Source organism: Alphaproteobacteria bacterium US3C007 (assembly GCA_034423775.1).
GTDB lineage: Bacteria > Pseudomonadota > Alphaproteobacteria > Rhodobacterales > Rhodobacteraceae > Thalassovivens > Thalassovivens spotae.
In genome coordinates this window covers 2,628,479-2,651,304 of sequence record CP139918.1, presented here as the reverse complement: position 1 = coordinate 2,651,304, position 22,826 = coordinate 2,628,479, and the positions used below count along the sequence as shown (strand labels likewise).

General features: G+C 53.0%; 25 protein-coding genes. 5 read left to right on the top strand and 20 right to left on the bottom strand.

From position 1 onward, the window contains the following. Nucleotides 1-19 precede the first annotated feature (19 nt). Nucleotides 20-649 carry a thiamine phosphate synthase gene (locus UM181_12675; GenBank protein WQC62170.1) on the top strand — a complete coding sequence of 210 codons (630 nt, stop codon included), beginning with the start codon at nt 20-22 and terminating at the stop codon, nt 647-649. Here the strand turns inward: UM181_12675 and UM181_12670 are convergent. From UM181_12670 to UM181_12660, 3 genes are all read right to left on the bottom strand, one after another. Next, nucleotides 621-1,472 (bottom strand): lysophospholipid acyltransferase family protein, encoded by an 852-nt coding sequence (locus UM181_12670; GenBank protein WQC62169.1) that lies wholly within the window; start codon nt 1,470-1,472, stop codon nt 621-623. The genes UM181_12675 and UM181_12670 overlap by 29 nt on opposite strands. Next, on the bottom strand, nt 1,469-2,251 hold the full coding sequence (locus UM181_12665; protein WQC64754.1) for a GNAT family N-acyltransferase: 783 nt from the start codon (nt 2,249-2,251) through the stop codon (nt 1,469-1,471). The genes UM181_12670 and UM181_12665 overlap by 4 nt, the downstream gene beginning before the upstream one ends. A gap of 115 nt (nt 2,252-2,366) precedes the next feature. Further along, complete coding sequence (locus tag UM181_12660; GenBank protein WQC62168.1) at nt 2,367-2,552, bottom strand: DUF3553 domain-containing protein; 186 nt, start codon at nt 2,550-2,552, stop codon at nt 2,367-2,369. 30 nt (nt 2,553-2,582) lie between these two features. On the opposite strand from UM181_12660, the gene UM181_12655 reads away from it, so the two are divergent. Beyond that, complete coding sequence (locus UM181_12655; GenBank protein WQC62167.1) at nt 2,583-3,191, top strand: histidine phosphotransferase family protein; 609 nt, start codon at nt 2,583-2,585, stop codon at nt 3,189-3,191. On the opposite strand, the gene UM181_12650 is transcribed toward UM181_12655, so the two are convergent. The 8 genes from UM181_12650 to UM181_12615 all read right to left on the bottom strand — a co-directional run bounded on the left by UM181_12650 (nt 3,181) and on the right by UM181_12615 (nt 10,423). Continuing rightward, nucleotides 3,181-4,437 carry a glutamate-5-semialdehyde dehydrogenase gene (locus tag UM181_12650; protein WQC62166.1) on the bottom strand — a complete coding sequence of 419 codons (1,257 nt, stop codon included), beginning with the start codon at nt 4,435-4,437 and terminating at the stop codon, nt 3,181-3,183. The two genes, UM181_12655 and UM181_12650, sit on opposite strands and share 11 nt — an antisense overlap. A gap of 15 nt (nt 4,438-4,452) precedes the next feature. Then, a complete protein-coding gene (gene proB, locus UM181_12645) occupies nt 4,453-5,559 on the bottom strand; it encodes a glutamate 5-kinase (GenBank protein ID WQC62165.1) in 1,107 nt (368 codons plus the stop codon). Then, a complete protein-coding gene (obgE, locus tag UM181_12640) occupies nt 5,547-6,584 on the bottom strand; it encodes a GTPase ObgE (GenBank protein WQC62164.1) in 1,038 nt (345 codons plus the stop codon). The genes proB and obgE overlap by 13 nt, the downstream gene beginning before the upstream one ends. 11 nt (nt 6,585-6,595) lie before the next feature. Further along, complete coding sequence (locus tag UM181_12635; protein ID WQC64753.1) at nt 6,596-7,618, bottom strand: GNAT family N-acetyltransferase; 1,023 nt, start codon at nt 7,616-7,618, stop codon at nt 6,596-6,598. Between the two features lie 172 nt (nt 7,619-7,790). After that, complete coding sequence (locus UM181_12630; GenBank protein WQC62163.1) at nt 7,791-8,390, bottom strand: LysE family translocator; 600 nt, start codon at nt 8,388-8,390, stop codon at nt 7,791-7,793. A gap of 92 nt (nt 8,391-8,482) precedes the next feature. Next, nucleotides 8,483-8,752, bottom strand: a complete 270-nt coding sequence (gene rpmA / locus UM181_12625; protein ID WQC62162.1) for a 50S ribosomal protein L27 — start codon at nt 8,750-8,752, stop codon at nt 8,483-8,485. 18 nt (nt 8,753-8,770) lie between these two features. Next, nucleotides 8,771-9,436 (bottom strand): 50S ribosomal protein L21, encoded by a 666-nt coding sequence (locus tag UM181_12620; protein WQC62161.1) that lies wholly within the window; start codon nt 9,434-9,436, stop codon nt 8,771-8,773. Between the two features lie 177 nt (nt 9,437-9,613). Continuing rightward, on the bottom strand, nt 9,614-10,423 hold the full coding sequence (locus UM181_12615) for a DUF2059 domain-containing protein (protein ID WQC62160.1): 810 nt from the start codon (nt 10,421-10,423) through the stop codon (nt 9,614-9,616). Nucleotides 10,424-10,823: 400 nt separating this feature from the next. On the opposite strand from UM181_12615, the gene UM181_12610 reads away from it, so the two are divergent. Next, nucleotides 10,824-11,900, top strand: a complete 1,077-nt coding sequence (locus tag UM181_12610; protein ID WQC62159.1) for a 2'-deoxycytidine 5'-triphosphate deaminase — start codon at nt 10,824-10,826, stop codon at nt 11,898-11,900. Nucleotides 11,901-11,908: 8 nt separating this feature from the next. Here UM181_12610 and scpB read toward each other — a convergent pair whose 3' ends face one another. From scpB to UM181_12580, 6 genes are all read right to left on the bottom strand, one after another. After that, the gene (gene scpB / locus UM181_12605) at nt 11,909-12,580 is read right to left on the bottom strand and encodes an SMC-Scp complex subunit ScpB (GenBank protein ID WQC62158.1); all 672 of its coding nucleotides are present in this window, start codon (nt 12,578-12,580) and stop codon (nt 11,909-11,911) included. Beyond that, entirely contained in the window at nt 12,570-13,373 is an 804-nt protein-coding gene (locus tag UM181_12600) for a ScpA family protein (GenBank protein WQC62157.1), read from the bottom strand. Before UM181_12600 ends, scpB begins: the two co-directional genes overlap by 11 nt. A 50-nt stretch (nt 13,374-13,423) precedes the next feature. Beyond that, nucleotides 13,424-14,419, bottom strand: a complete 996-nt coding sequence (locus UM181_12595; GenBank protein WQC62156.1) for a glycoside hydrolase family 3 N-terminal domain-containing protein — start codon at nt 14,417-14,419, stop codon at nt 13,424-13,426. Beyond that, nucleotides 14,395-15,318, bottom strand: coding sequence for an SPOR domain-containing protein (locus UM181_12590; GenBank protein WQC62155.1), 924 nt, complete (start codon nt 15,316-15,318; stop codon nt 14,395-14,397). Before UM181_12590 ends, UM181_12595 begins: the two co-directional genes overlap by 25 nt. Before the next feature lie 69 nt (nt 15,319-15,387). Further along, on the bottom strand, nt 15,388-17,133 hold the full coding sequence (gene argS, locus UM181_12585; GenBank protein ID WQC62154.1) for an arginine--tRNA ligase: 1,746 nt from the start codon (nt 17,131-17,133) through the stop codon (nt 15,388-15,390). Nucleotides 17,134-17,223: 90 nt separating this feature from the next. Next, nucleotides 17,224-18,411: a deoxyguanosinetriphosphate triphosphohydrolase gene (locus tag UM181_12580; protein ID WQC62153.1), complete on the bottom strand. Its 1,188-nt coding sequence runs from the start codon at nt 18,409-18,411 to the stop codon at nt 17,224-17,226. Between the two features lie 82 nt (nt 18,412-18,493). Here UM181_12580 and UM181_12575 point away from each other — a divergent pair, with 82 nt between their 5' ends. Further along, a complete protein-coding gene (locus tag UM181_12575) occupies nt 18,494-18,817 on the top strand; it encodes an iron-sulfur cluster assembly accessory protein (protein WQC62152.1) in 324 nt (107 codons plus the stop codon). Between the two features lie 106 nt (nt 18,818-18,923). On the opposite strand, the gene UM181_12570 is transcribed toward UM181_12575, so the two are convergent. Both UM181_12570 and UM181_12565 read right to left on the bottom strand, forming a co-directional pair. Continuing rightward, nucleotides 18,924-20,003 (bottom strand): hypothetical protein, encoded by a 1,080-nt coding sequence (locus tag UM181_12570; GenBank protein WQC62151.1) that lies wholly within the window; start codon nt 20,001-20,003, stop codon nt 18,924-18,926. Between the two features lie 122 nt (nt 20,004-20,125). Then, nucleotides 20,126-20,542: a DUF6749 family protein gene (locus tag UM181_12565; GenBank protein WQC62150.1), complete on the bottom strand. Its 417-nt coding sequence runs from the start codon at nt 20,540-20,542 to the stop codon at nt 20,126-20,128. A gap of 296 nt (nt 20,543-20,838) precedes the next feature. Between UM181_12565 and xth the strand changes: the two genes are divergently transcribed. Next, on the top strand, nt 20,839-21,618 hold the full coding sequence (xth, locus tag UM181_12560) for an exodeoxyribonuclease III (GenBank protein ID WQC62149.1): 780 nt from the start codon (nt 20,839-20,841) through the stop codon (nt 21,616-21,618). Here xth and UM181_12555 read toward each other — a convergent pair. Beyond that, nucleotides 21,615-22,772: an FAD-dependent monooxygenase gene (locus UM181_12555; protein ID WQC62148.1), complete on the bottom strand. Its 1,158-nt coding sequence runs from the start codon at nt 22,770-22,772 to the stop codon at nt 21,615-21,617. The two genes, xth and UM181_12555, sit on opposite strands and share 4 nt — an antisense overlap. Nucleotides 22,773-22,826 lie beyond the last annotated feature (54 nt).

Sequence of the window (22,826 nt, the reverse complement as noted above, 5' to 3'; positions counted from 1 at the left end):
AACACTTGGAGCCCAAAACATGGCCGAAATCGAGCAGCCCCAGACCTACCTGATTAGCCCGCCCGAATTTGAACTGAGCAGCTATGCAGATTTACTATCACGAATGCTGGATCTGCATGAGATCGCTTGCGTGCGCTTGGCAATGAGCACGCGAGATGAAGGCATGATTGGCAAGGCTGCCGATACGTTGCGCGAGATTTGTCACAGCCGCGATGTGCCGTTGCTGCTGCAAAGCCATTTTTTTCTGGTTGAACGTTTCGGCCTTGATGGTGTGCATCTAACCGATGGCGCCCGCTCAATACGCTCGGCGCGCACCGAGCTGGGCAAAGACGCAATCGTTGGCGCCTTTTGCGGTATCTCGCGGCATGAAGGGTTGAATGCAGGCGAGGCCGGCGCAGATTACGTCTGTTTCGGCCCGTTAAACGAAAATGACCTGAACGCAGGAGATATCGCCGATCCAGAGCTCTTCGCGTGGTGGAGCGAAATGGTTGAAGTACCGATAGTGGCAGAAGGCGGGCTGGACACCACGAAAATTCTTCAACTCAAATCCTGCGCTGATTTCGTTGCCTATGCCGAAGAAATTTGGCAGCAGGAGGATCCAATTGCGGCCTTAGGAGCGCTTATTCACGCGCAGCACGCGCAAGGCTGAGCGCGCGCTCCTGCGTATTGCGGATATCCGCCTCTAATGTGACAGCCAAATCTTTGCGAGATGAAAAATCCGCGACGCGGCGCGGTGCATTGAAACACAGCTCAACGCGCCCATGCCGCCAAACGCTCAGCGTTTTGATGAAATGAGTGGCAAATTCCATATCACCCCACCAGCCATAAAACGCCGCTGGGCGCTGTGATGGCGCAAAGAAAGTTACGCTCACGGGTTGAATCCATAGATCTGTGCATGTGTCATCAGACGCAAAAAAAGCCTCAAACAAGCTTGACTTAAAAGGTAAAACGCGCAGCCCATCCGTTGAGGTTCCTTCGGGAAAGAACAGTAAACGATGGCCACTTCGCAATCTGGCGCGAAACATTTCTGTTTGTTGCGCAGCATCCTGCCGGCTGCGGCGAATAAAAACGGTGCCGGTGGCCCGCGCCAACCAACCAATTAAAGGCCAGGCCGAGACTTCTGCTTTAGAGACAAAATAAACCCGCGCGCAGCTGTTCAATACGAAGATATCCAGCCATGAACTGTGATTGGCAACAAAAGCGCCCGGGCTGCGCATTGGCGTGCCTGTTACGCGGCAAGGCAAACCAATAATACGCAGCGCAAACTGGCAAACAGCCACCGTAATATATGGCGTTACAGGGCGATTTTGACCAAAAATCGGGCGTTCCAGACCTCGGAGCAGCACGCTCAGCAGCAGCCCGCTTAAAACGATCGGCGCCAAGCCAAGAAGCCGCACACCAACAAGGCACCAACCGGCAAAAGAAACACCCGTTAGTGCCTCAGAATCTTCTGATCCATACCAAGTGTTCATGACTTTAAAAGATCACCCGAATAAAGCATTTTCTGCCGTGTACTGATACTGTCTCGATCAAGAATAAGGCAAACATCAACGGTCTTAAACGCGAAATCGACAAAAGCCCCCTCACCGATATACCCGCCCAACCGAAGATAGGCTTTGATCAGCGCCGGCATGGCCAACATGGCCGCGCGCCGGTCAATCCTTGCGGGTGCGATCAGATCCATCGCCTGAAACGCGCCTGGCCTTGCGGCGACCCGCAGCGCTTCGGGGGCCAAGTGGCGCGCGTGAAGCCAACTTAGTGGTTCCGCCAATTTCTGCAGATCAGTACCATGAAAACTGGCCACCCCGAACAAAACTTCGACCTTGTGCTCTGCCACATAGCGCTGCAAGGCCTGCCATAAATGATACATTGCGAGGCCACCGCGATACGCCGGATGTACGCAAGAGCGTCCAAGTTCAAGCAGGTTACGCCCAGTGGCGTATAATCTTTGTAGGTCATATTCATCTTCTGAATAGAATTGTCCGATCCGCGCCGCTTGTTCCGAACGCAAAAGCCTATAGACCCCTATAATCCCATCAAAAGGGCAGTTTTTTCGAGCCTTATCCTTCAAGATAAGGTGATCGCAGAAGGGATCAAACCGGTCCATTTCCAGCTCGTTTTGATGATCTATCTCGGCTCCAGAAGCGCCCAGCTCTTTCACAAATACAGCGTAGCGCAACCGTTGCGCCGCGCGCAAATCAGGCCTGGTTTCAGCCAATTCCACGACCAAATCAGTGTCACTCTGTAGCATCATCTAGTCGTATCTTTCGCTTATTATGCAAGTTTTGATACAATTTCGTTTCAATTTGACCGGAATCCGGCCCTTATTGATTACAACTATAGGTTTAATGCAGCTCTGATAATCGCTATTCTTGATCATAGACCTGCACAAGCGCAATTTTGGATCCATCAATGACCAACTTACCCATTTCAGAAAAATTCACGGTAATGCGACCGTTAATACGAGACTGTACTTGCCCAATACCCCAATCTGGCTGGCTGGGATGGCGTACCAGCATGCCGGGCTCTAAGAAAAGATTTAAGTCCTCCACCACACCACTCCTGACGCTGAGGCATTACCAATGATACAATCGGCATCTCATCTTGCAAGCTTGATTGGCTCGCGCATATGCCATGACCTGATAAGCCCAATTGGCGCAATACACAACGGGTTAGAGCTGATATCGCTGTCCGGTGCGGTGCAACATGAAGCCGAGATATCTTTAATCACCCAAAGCTGCCAAAATGCGGCCAGCCGAATTAAGTTTTTTCGCGTTGCCTTTGGCGTAAGCGGCAGTGACCGCCAGCTTTCAACCGATACTCTACTGGACATCTTAATACCGCTGATCAACGGGCCCCGACAAAATTTACACTGGAAAATCCATCGAAGCCTCACCCGCCGCGAAGCACAAGCGCTTTTTCTGGCGATTTTATGCATCGAAACGGCCTTGCCGCTTGGCGGCGAAATATCGGTGACCGAGCGCGGCCCACGGTTAAGCGTTGAGGGTCATTCAACCAAGATCATTGTAGATGCGGCTATTTGGGACCATTTGACAAACATGTGCCCCAAACACGCCTCGCTTCCAGAGCATGTGCAATTTCTGTTTTTGCCCAGCATCGTTCATGAAATCGGCCGCGAATTGAACGTCTGCGTACAGCCAAGCCTGATCACGATCAATCTTAGCGCCTGACAGCGCCATCCCCGCTCACCAAATATTTAAAGCTGGTCAATTGGGCCGCACCAACGGGGCCGCGAGCGTGCATTTTTCCCGTCGCGATGCCAATCTCTGCCCCCATGCCAAATTCCCCTCCATCAGCGAATTGCGTCGACGCGTTATGCATCAAAATCGCGCTATCAACCTGCGCAAAGAACCGCTGTTTCGCCGTGTTATCTTCGGTCATAATACAATCAGTATGGTCCGAGCCGAATTGGCGAATATGAGCAATAGCAGCTTCCATATCGACAACTGATTTGGCGGCAATTATGCTGGAAAGATATTCTTTTCCCCAATCCTCTGCGCTTGCGACTTGCGTTCCGGAAAACCCATCAACGCCGGCGCCAGCGCGCACCTCAACCCCTGCCTTAATGAGCGCTTGAACAACCTCAAACCCAATGGTGTCTACCACATCCTGATGGATCAACAGGCATTCCGCAGCCCCGCAAATGCCCGTGCGGCGGGTTTTCGAATTCAACACGACATCCAGCGTTTTGGCCAAATCAGCTGCCGCATCGATATAGATATGCACGATGCCTTCAAGATGGGCGAAAACCGGTACGCGGGCCTCGCGTTGCACCAAACCAACCAGGCCTTTGCCACCCCTTGGCACCACGACATCAATATAATCGGTCATGGTTAATAAAGCGGCCACCGCCGCACGATCGCGCGTGGGTACGGTTTGTATTGCCTCTTTAGGCAGCCCTGCCGCAACCAAGCCTTTGGCCAAACACGCATGGATCGCCGCCGTGCTGTGATGGCTTTCCGAGCCACCACGTAAAATCACCGCATTGCCAGATTTCAAGCACAAAGCGCCCGCATCCGCCGTTACATTCGGGCGGCTTTCATAAATCACCCCGATCACGCCAAGCGGCGTTGCCACTTTTTGAATGGACAAGCCGTTCGGACGCTCCCATTCTTCCAAGATGCGCCCAACAGGATCTTCTTGCTGCGCCACGTTCCGAAGCCCCTCGGCCATTGCCTCGATGCGCGCAGGATCCAACATCAAACGATCAAGCAACGCGTCAGACAGCCCCTTTTCACGACCAAAGACGATATCCAGTTTATTGGCTTCGATAATCTTTGATTGCGCCGCTATTACAGCATCCGCTGCCGCCATCAGGGCTGCGGTTTTTTGCGCGGCGGGCGCATAGGCCAAACTGGCCGCAGCCGTTTTCGCGCGCCGCCCCAGATCTTGCATCATTTGCTGAACTTCACTCATCGCTTGGTCCTTTCCTTACACAGCCATATCGTTGCGATGCACCAGCGCGGCGCGGGCCGGATACCCTAAAACAGCTTCAATTTCAGAGGTTTTCAAACCGATCAAAGCCGCCGCCTCTGTCGAAGAATACGAGCTTATTCCAAGCGCCACCGCAGCGCCATTGACCAGCGTAATGGCCACGCAATCGCCGCGCTCAAAACTGCCAGACACGCCAGAAATACCCGCTGGCAGTAAACTCTTTCCGCTTTTCAACGCCCTGTTTGCCCCCTCATCGATCACGATCTGCCCCAACGGTTTCATCGAAGCAATCCAGCGTTTGCGCGCCGATTGCGGATCCATTTGCGGTGCGAACCACGTGCCGGAATTGCCTGCATCAAAGCTGGTCAGCGGGTGATCCACAAAGCCTGCAGCAATGAGCATAGCGCAGCCTGAGCCTGTTGCGGTTTTGGCGGCCATCAGCTTGGTTTTCATGCCACCTTTGGACAGGCCAGAGGTGCCCTCGCCTGCCATCTCTTCAATTTGCGGCGTGATCTCTTTCACCATTTCAAAGCGCCTCGCCGATGGATCACGCTGCGGGTTGGCCGAATAAAACCCATCCACATCGGATAGCAAAACCAATTGATCCGCACCCACCGTAACCGCCACTTGCGCGGCCAGTCGATCATTATCGCCATAGCGAATTTCATCAGTTGCCACGGTATCGTTTTCATTCACGATGGGCACAACGCCTAAGCTGAGCAGAGTTTCCAACGTTGCGCGTGAGTTCAGATAACGTCGCCGATCGGCGCTATCCTCTAAGGTCACCAAAATTTGGGCTGTGGTTATGCCATGCGGACCCAATGCCTCTTCATAAGCGCGGGCCAGTTGAATTTGCCCCACAGCGGCGGCCGCCTGCGATTGTTCAAGCGCAACATCCCCCACCGACAACCCCAAGACTTTGCGCCCCAAGGCGATCGAGCCCGAGGACACCAAAACCACATCACAGCCCCGGGCCTTGAACGCAGCAACATCTGTTGCCAATGATTTGAGCCACGCGCTGCGCAAAGCGCCAGTGGTTGGATCCACCAGCAAAGCCGATCCAATTTTAACCACAATGCGTTTTGCAGCGCTTAGGGACGCCATTCCAAATCTTCCTGTTCCACTCTTGTTTCTTGCTTGCGCCCTGCGTCAATTTCATGGCGCAAGACGCGCAACACCGCCTCAACCCCCTCACGGCTGACACCCGACATTAAAAAAACAGGCCCGCCAGCAATTGCTTCCAGCTCAGCTTTAAAAAACGCACGCTCTTCATCATCCAATGCGTCAACCTTATTCAGCACGGTCACTCTTGGCTTTTGCGCCAAAGCGCCGCCATATGCCTCAAGCTCATCTATGATCGTCTTGTAATCATTTAGAAAATCACCCGAGGTTCCATCGATCAAATGCAAAAGAACCGCGCAGCGTTCCACATGCCCCAGAAACAAATCCCCCAAACCACGCCCCTCATGTGCGCCAGCAATCAGTCCTGGAATATCAGCCACAACGAACTCGGTATTATCAATCCCAACAACCCCAAGGTTTGGATAAAGCGTGGTGAACGGATAATCTGCGATTTTGGGCCGCGCATTCGATGTGGCCGCCAAAAAGGTTGACTTGCCTGCATTGGGCAGGCCCAAAAGACCTGCATCCGCGATGAGCTTCAGCCGCAACCAGATTGTGCGCTCAATCCCCTCTTGCCCGGGATTGGCGCGGCGCGGCGCTTGGTTGGTTGAGGATTTGAAATGCAGGTTTCCAAAACCGCCATTGCCGCCTTTTGCCAAAACAATCCGATCACCCACTTCGGTAAGATCAGCAATCACCGTTTCTTGATCTTCATCCAAAATTTCCGTGCCGGCAGGCACCCGCAGCAGGATATCATCGCCCGACGCCCCCGAGCGTTGTTGCCCCATGCCAGCGCCGCCATTATTGGCAAAGAAATGCTGCTGATAACGAAAATCGATCAAGGTGTTCAGCCCGTCAACCGCCTCGGCAATCACGGATCCGCCTTTGCCACCATCACCGCCATCAGGCCCGCCATATTCGATGTATTTTTCCCGCCGGAAGCTTACGCAACCACCGCCACCCGAGCCAGAGCGGATATAGACTTTCGTCAGATCTAGAAATTTCATGTGCTGGGTCCTTATGCGGGTCGCATAAGGCGATATCGGGTTATGGGCGCAGGCTCAAGCCTTGCCGCCGATTTTCCCATCTCGCTGGGATGTGACTGCACCGGTATTGGCATAAAACCCGTTTTTTGCAACACGCGCCCCGAGCCGGGATTATCCTTAAAATGATCTGTAGTGATGGCCTCAAGCGGATAGCGCCGGAATAAAAAGGCACAAAAGGCATTTACAGCCTCGCTCATAAGCCCCTGCCCCCATTGCTTTGGATGTATCGCATATACAAGATCTGCCGCAACCGGTGCGCTCAATGGGGCCGCGCGAAAGCCGATCATCCCGATCACGTTCTGGGTTTTATCCGCAAGCGCAAACAGTCCATTCCACGCGCCTTTCCAGCGCGCCGCCTCAATAAACCGCCCCACGAAGCCGCGCGGCAAAGGATGTGGAACAATCGCGAGGTTCCGTGCAACTTGCTTTTGAGCAAGGCAGCCAAACAACGCATCTTGATGTACTTGGGCAAGCGGAAAGATTTGCAACCGCTGCGTTTCGATGAAAACAGGGTTTAAAAAATGCCATTGATCAGGGGTCAGCGCCATCGGTTGCAACGGAACCGATTGGCGCAAGGCTTTTGAATAGCTTGCCACCGGCAGACCATTTGGCGCAAAGCCATTTTTTGCCAATACACGCATAGAACGCTGGTTTTGCAATCGCACGCTTGCCAAGAGCGGGCTGGCCTGCGGATCAGAAAAGTATTTTTTCAAAACCAAATCTGCCGCTTCAGAGATCAGGCCTTGGCCCCAAAAGGCCGGATCTAACCAAAATCCAAAATTTGGATACTCTTCAATCAGACCAATAAATTCTTCCTTCAGCGTGATCGCCCAAACCTGCCGATGTGGATTATCCTGCAGAAGATTGAAAAACCCTTTGGCATCACTTGCGGTATAAGGAAACGGCAAAATCGGCACCCAATAAGAGATCGCCGGATCAGCAAGAATACGCACCATCTCAGCGCAATCCCTAAGCTCCAAAGATCGTAAAACCAAACGGTTTCCGGTCAAACATAAACCCAACGCCTAACTCCAAACCAACACACAAAAAGATAAAACACGTCGATTGCAGCCTATACCATAAGTCCAAAAAATCCAATCTCTGCGTTAGAAGCGGGGGACAGAAAAACCTTGCGCGATTGCAGGCTTTTTCTCTTCTTGACCAGGGCTAGCCGCCAAGTAGCAGCGCATAACCCACAAAGCCCACCGTCAGCGCCGCAAGAGCGCGCATAAACCAACGTTCGGCGCGCTGGCCTGAGATCAGAGAGGCGATACGATCGCCAAAAAACGTCCAGATTGGGTGGCATATCAACTGAATACCCATCAACGTAATGGCAATCCAAAACGTGGCTTGCAGACTGGGCGTTCCGGGATCGACAAAACTGGTAAACCCCGCCACGATCATCGCCCAAGCTTTAGGGTTCAGCGGATGTACCCATAAACCGGCGATAAAACCTGGCGCCGCCCCAGCGCCTCCGTTTGTCGATAACCGCATATTCGCCACCCGCCATGCGAGCCAAATAATGTAAGCCGCCGAGATGAATTTAAGCGCCACAAACAGGCCAGGCAACGTATCAGATAAGCGCATGAGGCCAAACCCAATCGGCCAAATGATCAGCTGCTTGCCAAGCACCACGCCCGCCACAAACGGCAGCGCCGCGCGGAACCCATAGGCGGCCCCTGTGCTGAGCATGGCCATATTTGCCGGACCCGGCGTTGCAATTTGTGAGGCGGCAAAGGCCGCAAAGGCGCCCAGAGAAACTGCCATTTTTATCCTTCCAAACGCCTCACGATAAAACCAAAAAAAGGGACCGGCAATGCCGATCCCTAAATCATCAAAATGTAAGGCAGCGATGCCGTTTATTCAGCCGCTTTAGCCGCTGGCAAAACAGAAATAAACGTGCGGCCTTTGAACCCTTTGTGGAAGGTTACATTGCCTTCAGTGGTTGCAAAGATCGTGTGATCCTTGCCTTCACCGACGCCCTCACCCGGCCACCATTTATTGCCGCGCTGACGCACGATAATATTGCCAGGGATCGCCAATTGACCACCGTAAAGTTTCACACCAAGGCGACGTCCGTCTGAGTCGCGACCGTTGCGGGATGAACCGCCTGCTTTTTTATGTGCCATCTGATCGTGCTCCTTTTCTTATGCCAAATCTTTGGCTTGGGCGATCCAGCCCTCTTTTTCGATCTTGCCCTTCAACGCCAGTTCGGCATCCACGGAGGCAACATCTTCTGGGCTCCAGCCGGCGATCTGTGCAAAGCTGGTAACGCCACCGGCAACCAATTTCTTTTCAAGCGCTGGGCCAACTCCGGATAATTTTTTCAAATCATCGGCAGCTTTATCAGCGGCAGGCGCGGCGGCTTTCGCAGGTGCCGCTTTCGCCGGGGCCGCTTTGGCTGCTGCCTTTGCGGGCGCTTTTGCGGCTTTCGGGGCCGCAGTCGCCGCCGGTGCAGACCCTGCGCCTAAGGCCGCTTTTACGCCAGACTTGCCGGCGCCTGAGGCCAGAATTTCAGTGATCCGCAACAGCGTAAGCTGCTGGCGATGCCCTTTGGTGCGCTGCGAGCTATGCTTCCGGCGACGCTTCACAAAGTTAATCGTCTTGTCGCCTTTGATCTGATCGACCACATCCGCTTGCACAGCAGCATCTGCCACCATAGGCGCCCCAACAACCGGGCTTTCGCCACCAATCATCAGTATATCGTTAAATTGAACTGTCTCTCCAGCATCTGCAGCCAGTTTTTCAACGCGGAGCATATCGCCCGATTGAACTTTATACTGCTTACCACCGGTTTTAAGAACCGCAAACATATAGTCTTCCTTTTATTGCCGCGTTCTTTGGCCTCCCTTTCGGGACGTTTTGGCTGGCAGCCACCTCGAACAGCGCGCCCGATCAGGCGAATGTGAGATCAAATGCAAATGCATCCAATGAAGCCGCGCTTATTGAGCAGTTGTTGTGCAAAGTCAAGGCCCTTGCAGCGGGCTTTTCTATAAATCCTGCGCCGAAAGCGCAGAGGCCGTAAATTGCCCCAGCTGCTCTGCATTTTCAGTGGTTAATTTATTAAACGTGTCAAACAAGGCCGCGTTCAAGGCCATTCCCTCGGGCGATGTTTGAAACGCAAGATAAGCGGTTAGCTCAGCATCGGAAAGCGGCGAATACGCCATATGCATATATCCCAAAAGCCACTCTTCAATTTCTTTGCTCAAGGCTTCTTGATCCGATTGCATCAATGTAAAAATTTGCCCCTGATCAAGCTTTAAAGCCTCGGCCTGTGAAAGGGCCTCCAGAAAGGCAAACCGCGCTTCGAATGCGCCGGCAAGGTTTTGTTTGACCCAATCCATCTCTTTGATCGCAGAGCGCAAAACCTGTGGCCGCCGTTTGCCCTGAGCTTCGGCCTCAAGCACCAGCTCGATCACATATTCTTCAATGGAAGGATCGGTGATCGCCCGACGCGCGCTTACCTCTAGCTGGCTTACCTGCACCCCCAAATCGCTGTTGTAAAACGCAATGAGCCTATCAGCTGAGGTTGCAGGCAAGGCCTTTGCAAACATCGCCTTGACCCGCGAGGTCAGGCTGTTTTTATCATAAATCTTGGCAATCGAGGCCCCAAAGCTGCCCCGTGTAACGCCCTGCAGATAGGCGTCTGCCGTAGCATTTGCATCGGCAAGCCCTTCTTCGCTGACAATCTCGACCAGCTCATCTAAATGCAGCAATTGATAAAGCTGCTCAGAGGGCTGCGCAATCAGCGCCGCACAACTGCTCCAAAACAGCAATAAACTTACCTGAATGATCCGCATCACAGCCCCCTTACCTCTTTAGAGAAAGCTAATCTAATCAGCGCAAATGGCAATGCTTGCACTTTCATAGATGTTAAAAGAGCATTTAAATTAAGCGATCTTAAACCCCGCGCCATTGACCCGCTGCCGCGTTGGTTTGTTTTGCATTACCAAACAAAAGTGACATAAGGGCTATGATCTACGCGCTGCTGCATTGCATGGCGTGATCCAGAAATTTGCTAAGCTTTACAGCTTGTAAAAAGCCACGGCGCAAAATATTTCCGTCCAGCGCCAAAACCCTTCCGAAACAGTTTCTTTCAGCCGAGAGGTTGAACAGAAAAGAAAAGCCCATTGAGCAGTGGTTCTTTGTGACATATTCTGATTAAAGAGTTTGACTGAAAACCGCGTTAAAGGAAAAGACATGTCCGGTGTGCTAGCTTGCCAAGAAATTGCGGATTTGATTGAGCGGGGCGAGATTGCATCAGAGCCTGACATTATCCCTGCGCAAATCCAACCGGCAAGCCTTGACCTGCGGTTGGGAAACACTGCATGGCGGGTGCGCGCCTCGTTTTTGGCGGGAAAAAACGCCAAGGTTGAGCAGCGCCTAGCAGATTTTGAAATGCACCAAATAGATTTAAGCGCTGGCTATGTATTGGAAAAGGGCTGCGTGTATGTGGTGCCGTTAATGGAGCGGTTGAACCTGCCCCAAGACGTGCAAGCCGTCACCAACGCCAAAAGCTCGACCGGTCGCCTTGACCTGTTAACGCGCGTGATCACCGACCAAGGCACCGAATTTGACCGGATACCCCCGGGATATCAAGGCCAGCTTTACGCCGAAATTTGCCCCAGATCGTTTTCCGTCCTGGTGCGCCCCGGAATGCGCTTGAACCAGATAAGATTTCGAAGCGGCCAGGCCATTTTATCGGACAGCCAGTTGCTAGAGCTGCATAAGGCTGAAACATTGGTAAATGGTCCGGCGATCATCGATGATGGGTTGGGGTTTTCGGTCGACTTAAAACCGCGTCACGGCAGTTTGGTCGGATATCGTGCCAAGCCGCATACGGGCGTAATCGATTTGGAACAGATCGGAGCCTATGAACCGGCAGATTTTTGGGAAGAATTACACAGCGGCAACGGCCAAATTATTTTGGACCCGGGCGCATTTTATATTCTTGTCAGCCAAGAAGCGGTTCATATCCCGCCTGATTATGCCGCCGAAATGGCCCCGTTTCTGGCCATGGTGGGCGAATTTCGGGTGCATTATGCCGGTTTTTTCGATCCGGGCTTTGGCCATGACGCAGCCGGTGGCGGCGGCTCGCGTGGCGTTTTAGAAGTACGCTGCCATGAGGCCCCGTTTGTGCTTGAACATGGGCAAATCGTGGGGCGGTTGATTTACGAAAGAATGCGCTGCCGGCCCAGCCAGATTTATGGTGCCGGCATTGCATCGAATTACCAGGGCCAAGGGTTGAAACTTTCCAAACATTTCAAAGCCGCTTGACCGGCGAATTACTCTTCCTCGAACAATTCGCTTTGCTCTTCGGGCTCTTCGCTCATGTCATACTCATCCTCTGACGGACCAGATGGATCAAGCCCCATGCCTGGCCGGCTTTCGAGCAATCCGGCGGCGCGTAATTCTTTAAGTCCGGGCAAGTCACGGGCGCTTTCCAAACCAAAATGATCGAGGAAATGCGGTGTCACCACGAATGTGGTTGGCCGGCCCGGCGTCATGCGCCGCCGCCCAAATCGAATCCATTCCATTTCGAGCAATTGATCAACCGTGCCCCGCGAAACGCTGACACCGCGAATTTCCTCGATTTCCGCCCGCGTGACAGGTTGATGATAGGATATAATCGCCAAGGTTTCGATTGCCGCACGGCTCAGCTTGCGGGTTTCAACGGTTTCTTTTTGCATCAAAAAACCAAGATCAGCGGCGGTGCGAATGGCCCAGGCATCGCCAATTTTGACAACATGCACCCCGCGCCCCTCGTAGCGTTTTCTTATCCGAAGCAAAGCCTCGGCAGAATCGCAACCATGGGGCATGCGATCATTCAGTTGTTTCACCGTAATTGGCTCTGCACTGGCAAATAAAATAGCCTCAACCATCCGCTCTTGCTCGCCCATCGGGGGGGCCTCGAACAAACTTTCTGAAGGGTGGTCATCACTCAGATCAGAGGTCATTTGCAGCTCCGTCTTTCTTTCTTAATTCAATCGCGGCAAAATTCTCTTCTTGCCGAATTTCAACATGGCCGGCCTTGGCCAGTTCGAGCGTGGCCGCAAATGTTGCGGCAGTGGCGGCGCGCCGGCGCTGAGGGTCAGCCAGCCAATCATTCGGGATATAACTGGCGATATCCGTCCATTTTGCCGCGTATCCGATCAGTCCATGCATGCGTTCCAGCGCCTCTTCCATCGTGAACACGTTGTTGCGATCCATCACAAAGGGGCGGAATTCATCGCGCGTGCGGATCCGCGAATAGGCTTGCATCAAATCCAATAAGGTTGCCGTATAATTCACTTTTTTAACGCGCTCTACGGTCTCAGGCAGGCCGCGCACAAAAAAATCGCGGCCCTTTTGATCCCGCGCCATTAAGCGCGCTGCCGCGTCTCGCATGGCTTGCAAACGCTCCAATTGAAAGGCCAAATGCGCGGCAAGCTCTTCCCCGCTGGGGGCTTCATCCGAAGGGTCAGGCGGCAGCAAGAGCCGCGATTTCAAAAAAGCCAGCCAAGCCGCCATCACAAGATAATCGGCCGCCAATTCTAAACGCAACGTTTTGGCGCGCTCGACAAAGGCCAGATATTGCCGCGCCAAGGTCAAAATGGAGATTTTCATCAAATCCACTTTCTGCGAGCGCGACAGCGTTAACAACAAATCTAACGGCCCTTCAAACCCATCCACATCCACGATCAAAGCTTCCGCGGCGAGGCGGTCTTCAACCGAAAGCGTGGCGTTACTTTGAGAGAATAGGTTTTGCATAAAGATCCTGCTAACTTACGCTCACAAGCTGCGCATTGGCGGCGGTGATGTCAACCATCCTTGGCTAAGGGTGCGCTGCGTCTGTGCAAGGCCGCGAAGGCACGCCGTTGTCCCTCCGGGCTTAAAACGCCGCTTGCCGCAGCGATTTGTTGCATGTCATCCAGCCCCCCATTACAATGCAAAATCACATCGCAGCCAGCGGCCAAAGCAGCCGTGCTGCGTTCTGCCAAGCTGCCCCCGAGCGCGTCCATAGAGATATCATCCGTCATCAAAAGGCCGTCAAACCCTATTTCTTCACGGATTAACGTGATCATTTTTGGGGAAATTGTAGCCGCAAGATCGTCAATCACCTCATAAACCACATGCGCACTCATTGCCATTGGCCAGTCTTTTAAAGCAGCAAAAGGCTTGAAATCATTATCGCGCAATTCGGCCAATGACGCGCCCACCCGTGGCAGCTGCAAATGGCTATCAACACGCGCCAAGCCATGACCAGGCATATGTTTTAGAACGGGCAAAACGCATTCATCGGCCAAGCCCTGGGCCGCGGCAGCCCCCATCATAGCCACCTGTGCCGCCTCATTGGAAAAACAACGATTTTGCAAAATAGGATGTGTTTCAGCGCGCGCAATATCCAGACAGGGCGCGCAATTCACATCAATCCCGTAGCCGCTTAATTCTCGTGCGATCGCTTGATAGCGGTCTTGAATATGCGCGGCGCGCTGTTCAGCCGGCAAATCGCGGCCATCTTCAAGCGGTGGCGGCCAATCGCGCGCCAAGGGGGGGCGCAATCGTTGAACCCGCCCGCCTTCTTGATCGATCAAAATCGGCGCGTGCCAACCGACGGCAGCGCGCAAGGATGCGCAGAGCGTTTTCAACTGATCGGCGCTGGTGATATTTCGCGCAAAGAGGATGAATCCAAATGGATTGGCGCGTTGAAAAAAACGTTCTTCTTCTGGATTAAGAACCGGCCCTGCGCAGCCAAAAATAAAGGGACCAAATTCGAGTTCTTGGCCTGCCATCACCGAGCAAGAATAGGAATACAATCCACATCGCCCGCCACCATCGTTGCACAAAAGCGCTTTGCATCATCGATATCGGCAAATCCTACAGCGCGCAGGCGATAAAAATCGCGGCCGCCACTGGTGGCTTTCACGATTAAACGATCCCGCCCGCGCATAAAGCTTGAAAACCTTTTGTCCAAGCGCTGCCATTCGGCCTTCGCAACCGCTTCACTGTCAAACGCGCCCAATTGCACCAACGCTGACCCTGCTGAGATATCCGACGGGCTCAAATCACGCACTGAGGCCACTTGCGCGGCGCGCGCTGAACCGATGGGCGCCAGGTTTGATGGGCGTTTGGGTGGCCGGATTGCTTGCGCCAGCCCCACAGAGCTCTCATTGTTCTGCAATGCAAGCTTCAGCGCGTCTTCAATCGAGTCTGATTGCTTTCGTATCGTACCATCAGCCGGTAATGCTATACCGTCGCGTGCGCTGCTATCGTTCAAAAGATCATCGGGTAAATTGTTAATATCAAGCGGTATCGGCGCATTCAAAACCACGCCGGAATTTTCTGAATTTTGGGCCCGTAAGGCCCCGCTCGCCAGATCATCTTCTGACAACGAAACCGGGCTTGGCGCCAGCATCACTTGATCGGGGGCTTTCGAGGCAACTTCTTCTGCAACCCGATTGACCGATAGGCCTTTGTTCTGCGCGGAAAGCCCGCCGGGATTTTCCGGCGCCACCCGCATCGGATCTGAAGACGCCTTAATCACCGGAACACCGCTGACATCGCGCATGATTGTTTGATAGGCCCACATTCCAATGGCAATCGCCAAAGCCAAGCTAAGCCCGGCCCCGATCCAGCTGGCAAACATGCCCACGCCCAATCCTGGGCGCTGGTCGGTCTGCGCGGTCGGCGCCTCTAAATGCTCGTACTCTGCCATTATGCCCTCCGATGAAAACGCTAAACGCCTCTCCGGTCTCTCTTTTGCTCGCCGGCAGCGATGGCTTTTCTAGCGCATTTCTTCTGCCGGATTTACGCCTAGAATACCAAGACCGGCAGAAATAACAACCGCTACGGCGCGTGCGAGGGCGATTTTTGATTGCGATGCTGCAGGATTGTCTTCCTGTAAAAAGCGCAGAGCTTCAACTTCATTGCCTTTATTCCAAAGACTGTGCAGATCGCTCGACAGTTCATAAAGGTAAAAGGCCACCCGATGCGGCTCATTTCCTTTCGCTGCAACCTCAACCAAACGCGGCCATTCGGCGATTTTGCGCGCGACGCTCAATTCTGAGGGGTGTTCCATTCCGCTTAGATTGGCGCGTAGCAACGTGGCATCGTCAACCGCGATCCCTGCCGCCGTTGCGCGGCGCAAAACACTGCACACGCGCGCATGGGCATATTGCACGTAAAACACCGGATTTTCGCGGGATTGTTCAAGGACTTTGTCAAAATCAAAATCAAGCGGCGCGTCATTTTTGCGCGTTAGCATGACAAACCGCGCCACTTCTGCGCCCACCTGATCAATCACATCGCGAAGTGTCACAAAAGTTCCGGCGCGCTTTGACATCTTGAACGGCGCGCCGTCTTTATACAGTTTGACCAATTGCGTCAGTTTGACATCAAACCCCGTTTGAGCATCCGATAACGCCGATACCGCCGCTTTCATCCGCTTGACATAACCACCATGATCCGCGCCGAACACGTCAATCAATTGATCATAGCCGCGCATGACCTTATCATAATGATAGGCAATATCGGGGGCAAAATAGGTCCAACTGCCATCGGATTTCATTACCGGGCGATCCACGTCATCGCCATGTTCGGTCGATTTGAACAGCGTTTGCTTACGCGGCTCCCAATCTTCGGGCGTTTTACCTTTCGGGGGCTCAAGCACGCCTTCATAGATCAACCCTTTGGCGCGCAAACTTTCGATTGCCGCTTCGATTTTTCCAGTACCATAAAGCGATTTTTCGCTGAAGAAACTGTCCATCGTGACGCCCAGCGCGGCCAGATCATCTTTGATCAATTGCATCATCGCTTGGGTGGCAAAGGCGCGAATTTCGGCCAGCCAAATATCTTCGGGTTGCTCCAGATAGGCATCGCCAACTTCATCTTTCAGCGCCTGACCAACAGGCACCAAATAATCCCCCGGATATGTGCCATCTTCAAAGGCAACCTCTTGGCCATGCGCCTCGAGATAGCGCAAGTAAACCGAGCGCGCCAAAACATCGACCTGCGCGCCGCCATCATTGATATAATATTCGCGCGTCACATCAAAGTCCGCATAATCTAACAAATTGGCCAGCGCATCGCCAAACACGGCGCCACGCGTATGCCCCACATGCAACGGGCCCGTGGGGTTGGCGCTGACAAATTCAACATTTACCGACCGTTTGTTTCCCAAATCGCTGCGGCCATAGGCAGCGCCATTTTCCAGCACCTGCCCCACAAGCCCTTGCCAAACACTTGTGCAAAGCGACAGATTGAGAAACCCTGGCCCCGCCACATCTGCCCCGGCAATCCTTGGATCAGCCCTTAACAGAGGCGCCAATGCTTCGGCGATGGCGCGTGGCGATTGCCCCGAAGGCTTGGCCAAAACCATCGCCGCATTGGTGGCCATATCCCCATGCAGCGGATCGCGGGGCGGCTCAACGGTGACGTTTGCATAGCTTAAGCCCTGCGGAAGCTGATCGGCTGCCACCATTTGATCCAGCGCGTGCACAACCAAAAGTCGAATATCGTGAAATAGGTTCATCTGAAGCCTTCCTCTGTCTTGGCGGGGGTGTAGCACGCGCTCCGGCTAGGTCAATCGCTGTTTCGCCGCGGATCTGCGCTCTGGCCCCGTTTACAGCCGCGTCAATGCGCCTGAAAGCGCAGAAATTCGCCTTGGAGTTGCCCCAGTGACCAAACGCGCATGTTCTTGCAGGGCAAACCGGTCCGTCATGCCAGCGATATAATCGGCCACAAGCCGGGCCCGTTTGGTTTCGTCGGTGGCCTCCAAAATATCCTTGCGCCACTGTTTTGGAAGCAAATCGGTGCGCTCTAAAAATAAAGGAAACAAATCATTCAGCGTTTCTGTCACCTCTTGACGCACCAGCACCACGCTAGGCGCTCGATACATACGCTCAAACAAAAATTGACGGATAACTTTCAAATCCGTCCAAACCGCTGGTGAAAATTGTACCATTGGGCGCCCTGCGCGGCGGATATCTTCAACGTTTTGTGGGTTTAAGTCTGCCAAATTATCTGACGAAACAGCGATCACATCTTCCACCAATATTCCAAAGAAGCGTCGCAGAGCTTCATGCCGGCGCCGATAATAATTCAAATTTGGGTATTTTGCATCTACCGCAGCAAAACAGCTGTTTAACATTGGCAGATCCGCCAATTCATCGGTTGAAAACAGTTCGGCACGCAATCCATCATGCAAATCATGGTTGTTATAGGCGATATCATCGGCCAAGGCGGCCACCTGCGCCTCGGCGCTGGCAAAGCCAGACAATTCTAAATCATGCAGGCGGTTATAGTCCGCCAATGCGTAATGCAACGCTCCGGTGACCGGTCCATTATGCTTGGCAATCCCCTCAAGCGTTTCCCAGGTTAGGTTCAACCCGTCAAATTGGGCATAATGGCGTTCAAGATTTGTGACGATGCGAACCGCTTGAGCGTTATGATCAAACCCCCCAAAAGGCGCCATCAATGCATCCAAAGCCTCTTCGCCCGTATGGCCAAATGGCGGATGCCCCAGATCATGCGCCAACGCCACCGTTTCCGTCAGTTCCGCGTTTAAACCCAAAACCCCCGCAATCGTGCGCGCCACCTGCGCAACTTCGATCGAATGCGTCAGGCGGGTGCGAAAATAATCGCCCTCATGTTCCAAAAAGACCTGCGTTTTATGCTTTAAGCGGCGAAAAGCGCTGCAATGCACAATCCGGTCGCGATCACGCTGAAAGCAGGATCGAAACGTGCTGCTATCCTCTGCAAACCGGCGCCCGCGGCTTTGCGCGGGATCACAACTAAATTTTTCACCCATCGGTTTGCCTTTCTTGCCGTATCCAAAGCGAATGCCTATACTCTTATCGTACGGCCAGATCACCTCGATGGAGAGTAACATAATGAACCTGCCCCCAAAAGTCACCGAACGCGCTTTTTCTCGGTTGTCAGAAATCAAAGCCTCTGCGCAGGGTCAAGCTTTACGCGTGGCCGTTGAAGGTGGTGGATGCTCGGGATTTCAATACGAGATCAAGCTGGATACAGCCCAAGATGATGATCTTGTGCTTGGCAGCGGCCCTGAAAAAGTGATCATCGACAGCGCGTCGCTGCCCTTTTTGGAAAATGCAGTTATCGATTTTTCACAAGAATTAATCGGCGCTCGCTTCATCATTGAAAACCCAAATGCCACAAGCTCTTGTGGCTGCGGAACCAGCTTTTCAATGTAATCGGCGTGACAACCCGCAATTTCAACCAGCGACCAAACAGACCGACGCAGACAGCCTATTCGGGCTTTCTGCGCGGGCCTGCATAAAAGGCTGGATATGGAACGGGTTATTTTAAAACGGGCGTGCAGCGCGCGAAGCCGTGAAAAAACTCATCAAACTTATCGCTCGAAGCTTCGGCCAATTGCAGATCACGATAAGCTTGGGGCGATAAATCTACAGTCAAAGTACCACGCATCTTAAACCAATCAGCGCTTCTTGCATTGTCCATTTGAAAAATACTTTCGGACATTCCGCGCAGCGCTGAAACCGGTTTGGGCGCGGGGTGAAACGATAGGGTGGCGGGCTCATTCGCGCCTTCAAACAGCGGCGTCCCTGATAAGGCCGCGAGCCAACTGCACATCAAATAACTGTGATATTCATCGCCCGGCAGAATTTTCCGGGGAAACTCGGTTTTTACGGCCTTAAACCCGGCCAGCTGTTCGAACACCCAATCCTCCCAGCCCAACGGTGGTGTTTGGCCGGCAAAGCGTAACGCAATGCAAATCTCGGCAAGAAGGTCCGTGTTGTGATCCAGCAGCGCCAACAAGCCTGCAAATTCCAATGAACGGACCGCATCGGCGCTGATACCGGGGTCTTTACGCCCATATTCACTCAGATAAAAAACGATATGGGTTAATTCATACGCCGCCTTTTTATTCGGAATTGAAAAAGTCTCGGATTGATCGATAAAACCATGTAAGCGGTCAACCAAGGTCGGATCATCTCGCTGTGCGCGGCCAAGACCGCGTTTCAATAAACGCGCCGCTTCTGCGCGTTGCAAATCTGATAATTCCGCACCCACCAAATTGTGGTCTACAACCCACTCGCACAGCTTCGCAGATTTACCCTGCCCAAGCCCCAAAGCTTCCAGATCAAGCGCAAGCGATAAGATGAACCGATAATATTGCGGGAAAAAGCATAATCTATGCTCTAAACTGTCATAAAAATTTTGGTAATGGGTTAAATCGCTGGTGTTCAGCGTCACCTTGCTGGTTTCAAGCAAATTGAGCAGTTCGGCGTTTTCTTTCAGCCAAAACACATCCTCCGTGGTGCGACGGCGATTGCAAAAGCAATCTATTAAAATGCCAATACGGCCAGCCTCTTCCAAGGGGCGGATCCTTTGCGGGAAGCTAATGATGTTTGACATTTTCTTACTCCTATTTGGTCAAGGAAGATAAAGAAGCCCCGTTTTAATCTGGTTAGGTGAGGTCGCGAGGCTTCTTTAATGGGGCATTTCGGGTGGGTGAGCAAAATCGATGCGTACGGCCTTCACGATGCAGACGTGAATAAGTGAACACCATTGCCACTGTCCAAATCTGAATTTTGGCTGGGAGCTGAGGCAGAGGTGAAAAGATGCACATTATCGCCCTGAATTGCATCGCTCGCATGCTCTGGAGACGAGGCTGAGGTAAACATTTCAACGCCCTCGCCTTGAAACGTATCTCTCGCGTTTACGGGGGCTGAAGCAGAGGTGAACATTTCAACAGCTTCACCGTGAAGCGTATCATGGGCGCTGGCGGGCGCTGAGGCAGAGGTGAACATTTCAACACCTTCTCCAAGATACGCCTGCATCGGACCAAAAGGCTCTGAGGCGGATGTGAACAAATGGGTGCCCTCGCCACTATGCATGCTGGCAGTTTCTTGAGTGGCGGAAGCGGCTTGGATTTCGAATTTTTGGGCTAACATGTTTTTTTCCTCTCTAGGTTGTATAATCTATTAATTACATCTTTAGGTTGTATTGCAAGTTTTTTTTCTTGCTATTGAAGAAAATTCCTAAAATTTAGCCCGAAAACATATTTAAACCTCTGTTATATATAAATTTAAATTTTTACTTAGTTTGAAGGAATTTATAAAAAACCTACTCTTCCCGGCTCAATTTACAACTTTTAAGTGTATTAAGTGATTCTTACATCGCAGTTTCGCTTGCGAAAAACCGCAAGACACCGCTAAAGGCTCAGGGCAAGGGTAGCTTGGGGGTGAAGATGAAATTAGCAACGTTCAACATCAATGGCGTTAAAGCCAGAACGCCGGCCTTATGCGATTGGCTTGACAGCAGCGCGCCGGACATTGCTCTTCTGCAAGAGATTAAATCTGTCGATGAAGGATTTCCGCGCGATCTCTTTGAGGATCGTGGCTACCAAGTGGTGACCCATGGGCAAAAATCATTCAATGGCGTGGCTATTTTGTCGAAACTGCCGCTGGAAGATATTTCCTTTGGCCTGCCCGGGGATCCCGAAGATGTGCAAGCCCGCTGGATTGAAGCCACTGTCATCGGCAAGCACGCGCTCAAAATCTGCGGCCTATATTTGCCCAATGGCAACCCGGCCCCCGGCCCCAAATATGAATACAAACTTGCCTGGATGAAACGCCTGCGCCAACGCGCCATAGAGCTTATGGCCGCAGAAATGCCCGCCTTGATGGCCGGGGATTACAATATCATCCCTCAACCAGAGGACGCCGCCCGCCCCGAAATTTGGACAGATGACGCGTTGTTTTTACCGCAAAGCCGCGCAGCCTACCAAGCAATCACCCATTTGGGCTTCACAGATGCGTTTCGGTGCAAGCACGCAGAACCCGGCCATTATAGTTTTTGGGATTATCAAGCCGGAGCATGGAACCGCAATGACGGAATCAGGATCGATCATATTCTCATGACGCCTGCCTGCGCCGACCTGCTGCTTGACGCCGGCATCGACAAAGACATCCGCGGCTTTGAAAAACCATCAGATCACGTGCCGGTTTGGGCGCAATTAGATCTTTAGGACAGCCCCGTATCGGGGTTAAAGCGATATAACCAATCAAAACGTTTTAACATTGCGCTTGGGGCGACCGCCCCCAAACCGCGCAATGCGCTATGCGCGACCCACCGGGTCAGCGGGGCACTGAGATGATAGTTGCGGGCATTGCTTTGGGCCGTTGCAACAACCTTTTTCACGCGGGCTTGCCGCAAAAACTGATAGCGCTGAAAGCCTTGCCGCGTTGCACCATGAAGATGCAATGCCCGGCTCAACACCCAAGCATCTTCCAAGGCCATATTGGCCCCTTGAGCCAAGAAAGGGAGCATCGGATGCGCGGCGTCTCCGATTAAAACGCTGCGATCCTGAAACCAACACTCGGCCACAGGATGACGGAATAAACCCCATAAATACACCTCGGAAAGCGCGTTCAGCAACACATGTGCAAGCCCGCCAAAATCAGCAAAAGCAGCTCGAACATGCGCAGGATCATCGCGATGAGACCAACCTTCGCCCGCCCATAGGCTGCGTTCTTGTACCATCACCAAATTCACCAGGCTGCCGCCACGCAGCGGATAGCTCACAATATGCCGCCCGGGCCCCATATGCACCATCACCTTATTGGGATGATCCATGCTATTGGAGACCAGCGCGCGCCACGCCACCTGCCCGGTAAAAAACGGCGCAGATGGACCCAGCAAAGCCGTTCGCATGTTTGAGCGCACCCCATCCGCCCCAATCACCAAATCCACGGGGCTCGCTGCCGCCTCGCGGCCGAAAGCGCCAGATAAAAGATCTTGGCTGGAAAGGCTTTGCGAAAAGGCAAAGCGCACCCCCTGCGCTTTGCAGGCTTGAAAGAGGGTTTGGATAAGATCGGCGCGATGCACCAGCAAGAAATCCAGATCCGACGCGTGGGCTTTCAAATCAAGACGGCAGACCAATTTTCCGTCTTTGTAATCGCGCAAATCCACCGTTTCGGCGCGATCTGCAATATCCGCAACCGCGTCCTTCAGCCCCAAGCGGCTGAGCACGGCCAGCCCATTGGGAGAAATTTGCAAACCGGCCCCAACCTCTTTGATCGCCGCAGCCTGCTCGCAGAGGTGAACATTGGCGCCGGTTTGAGCACAGGCTAGCGCCGCGGCCAAACCCGCGATACCGCCCCCTACGACCTGGACCTGCAAGCCGTTCTCCATGTTTCACCTCAATAAAAAAGCCGATCTAGCGGATCGGCTTTT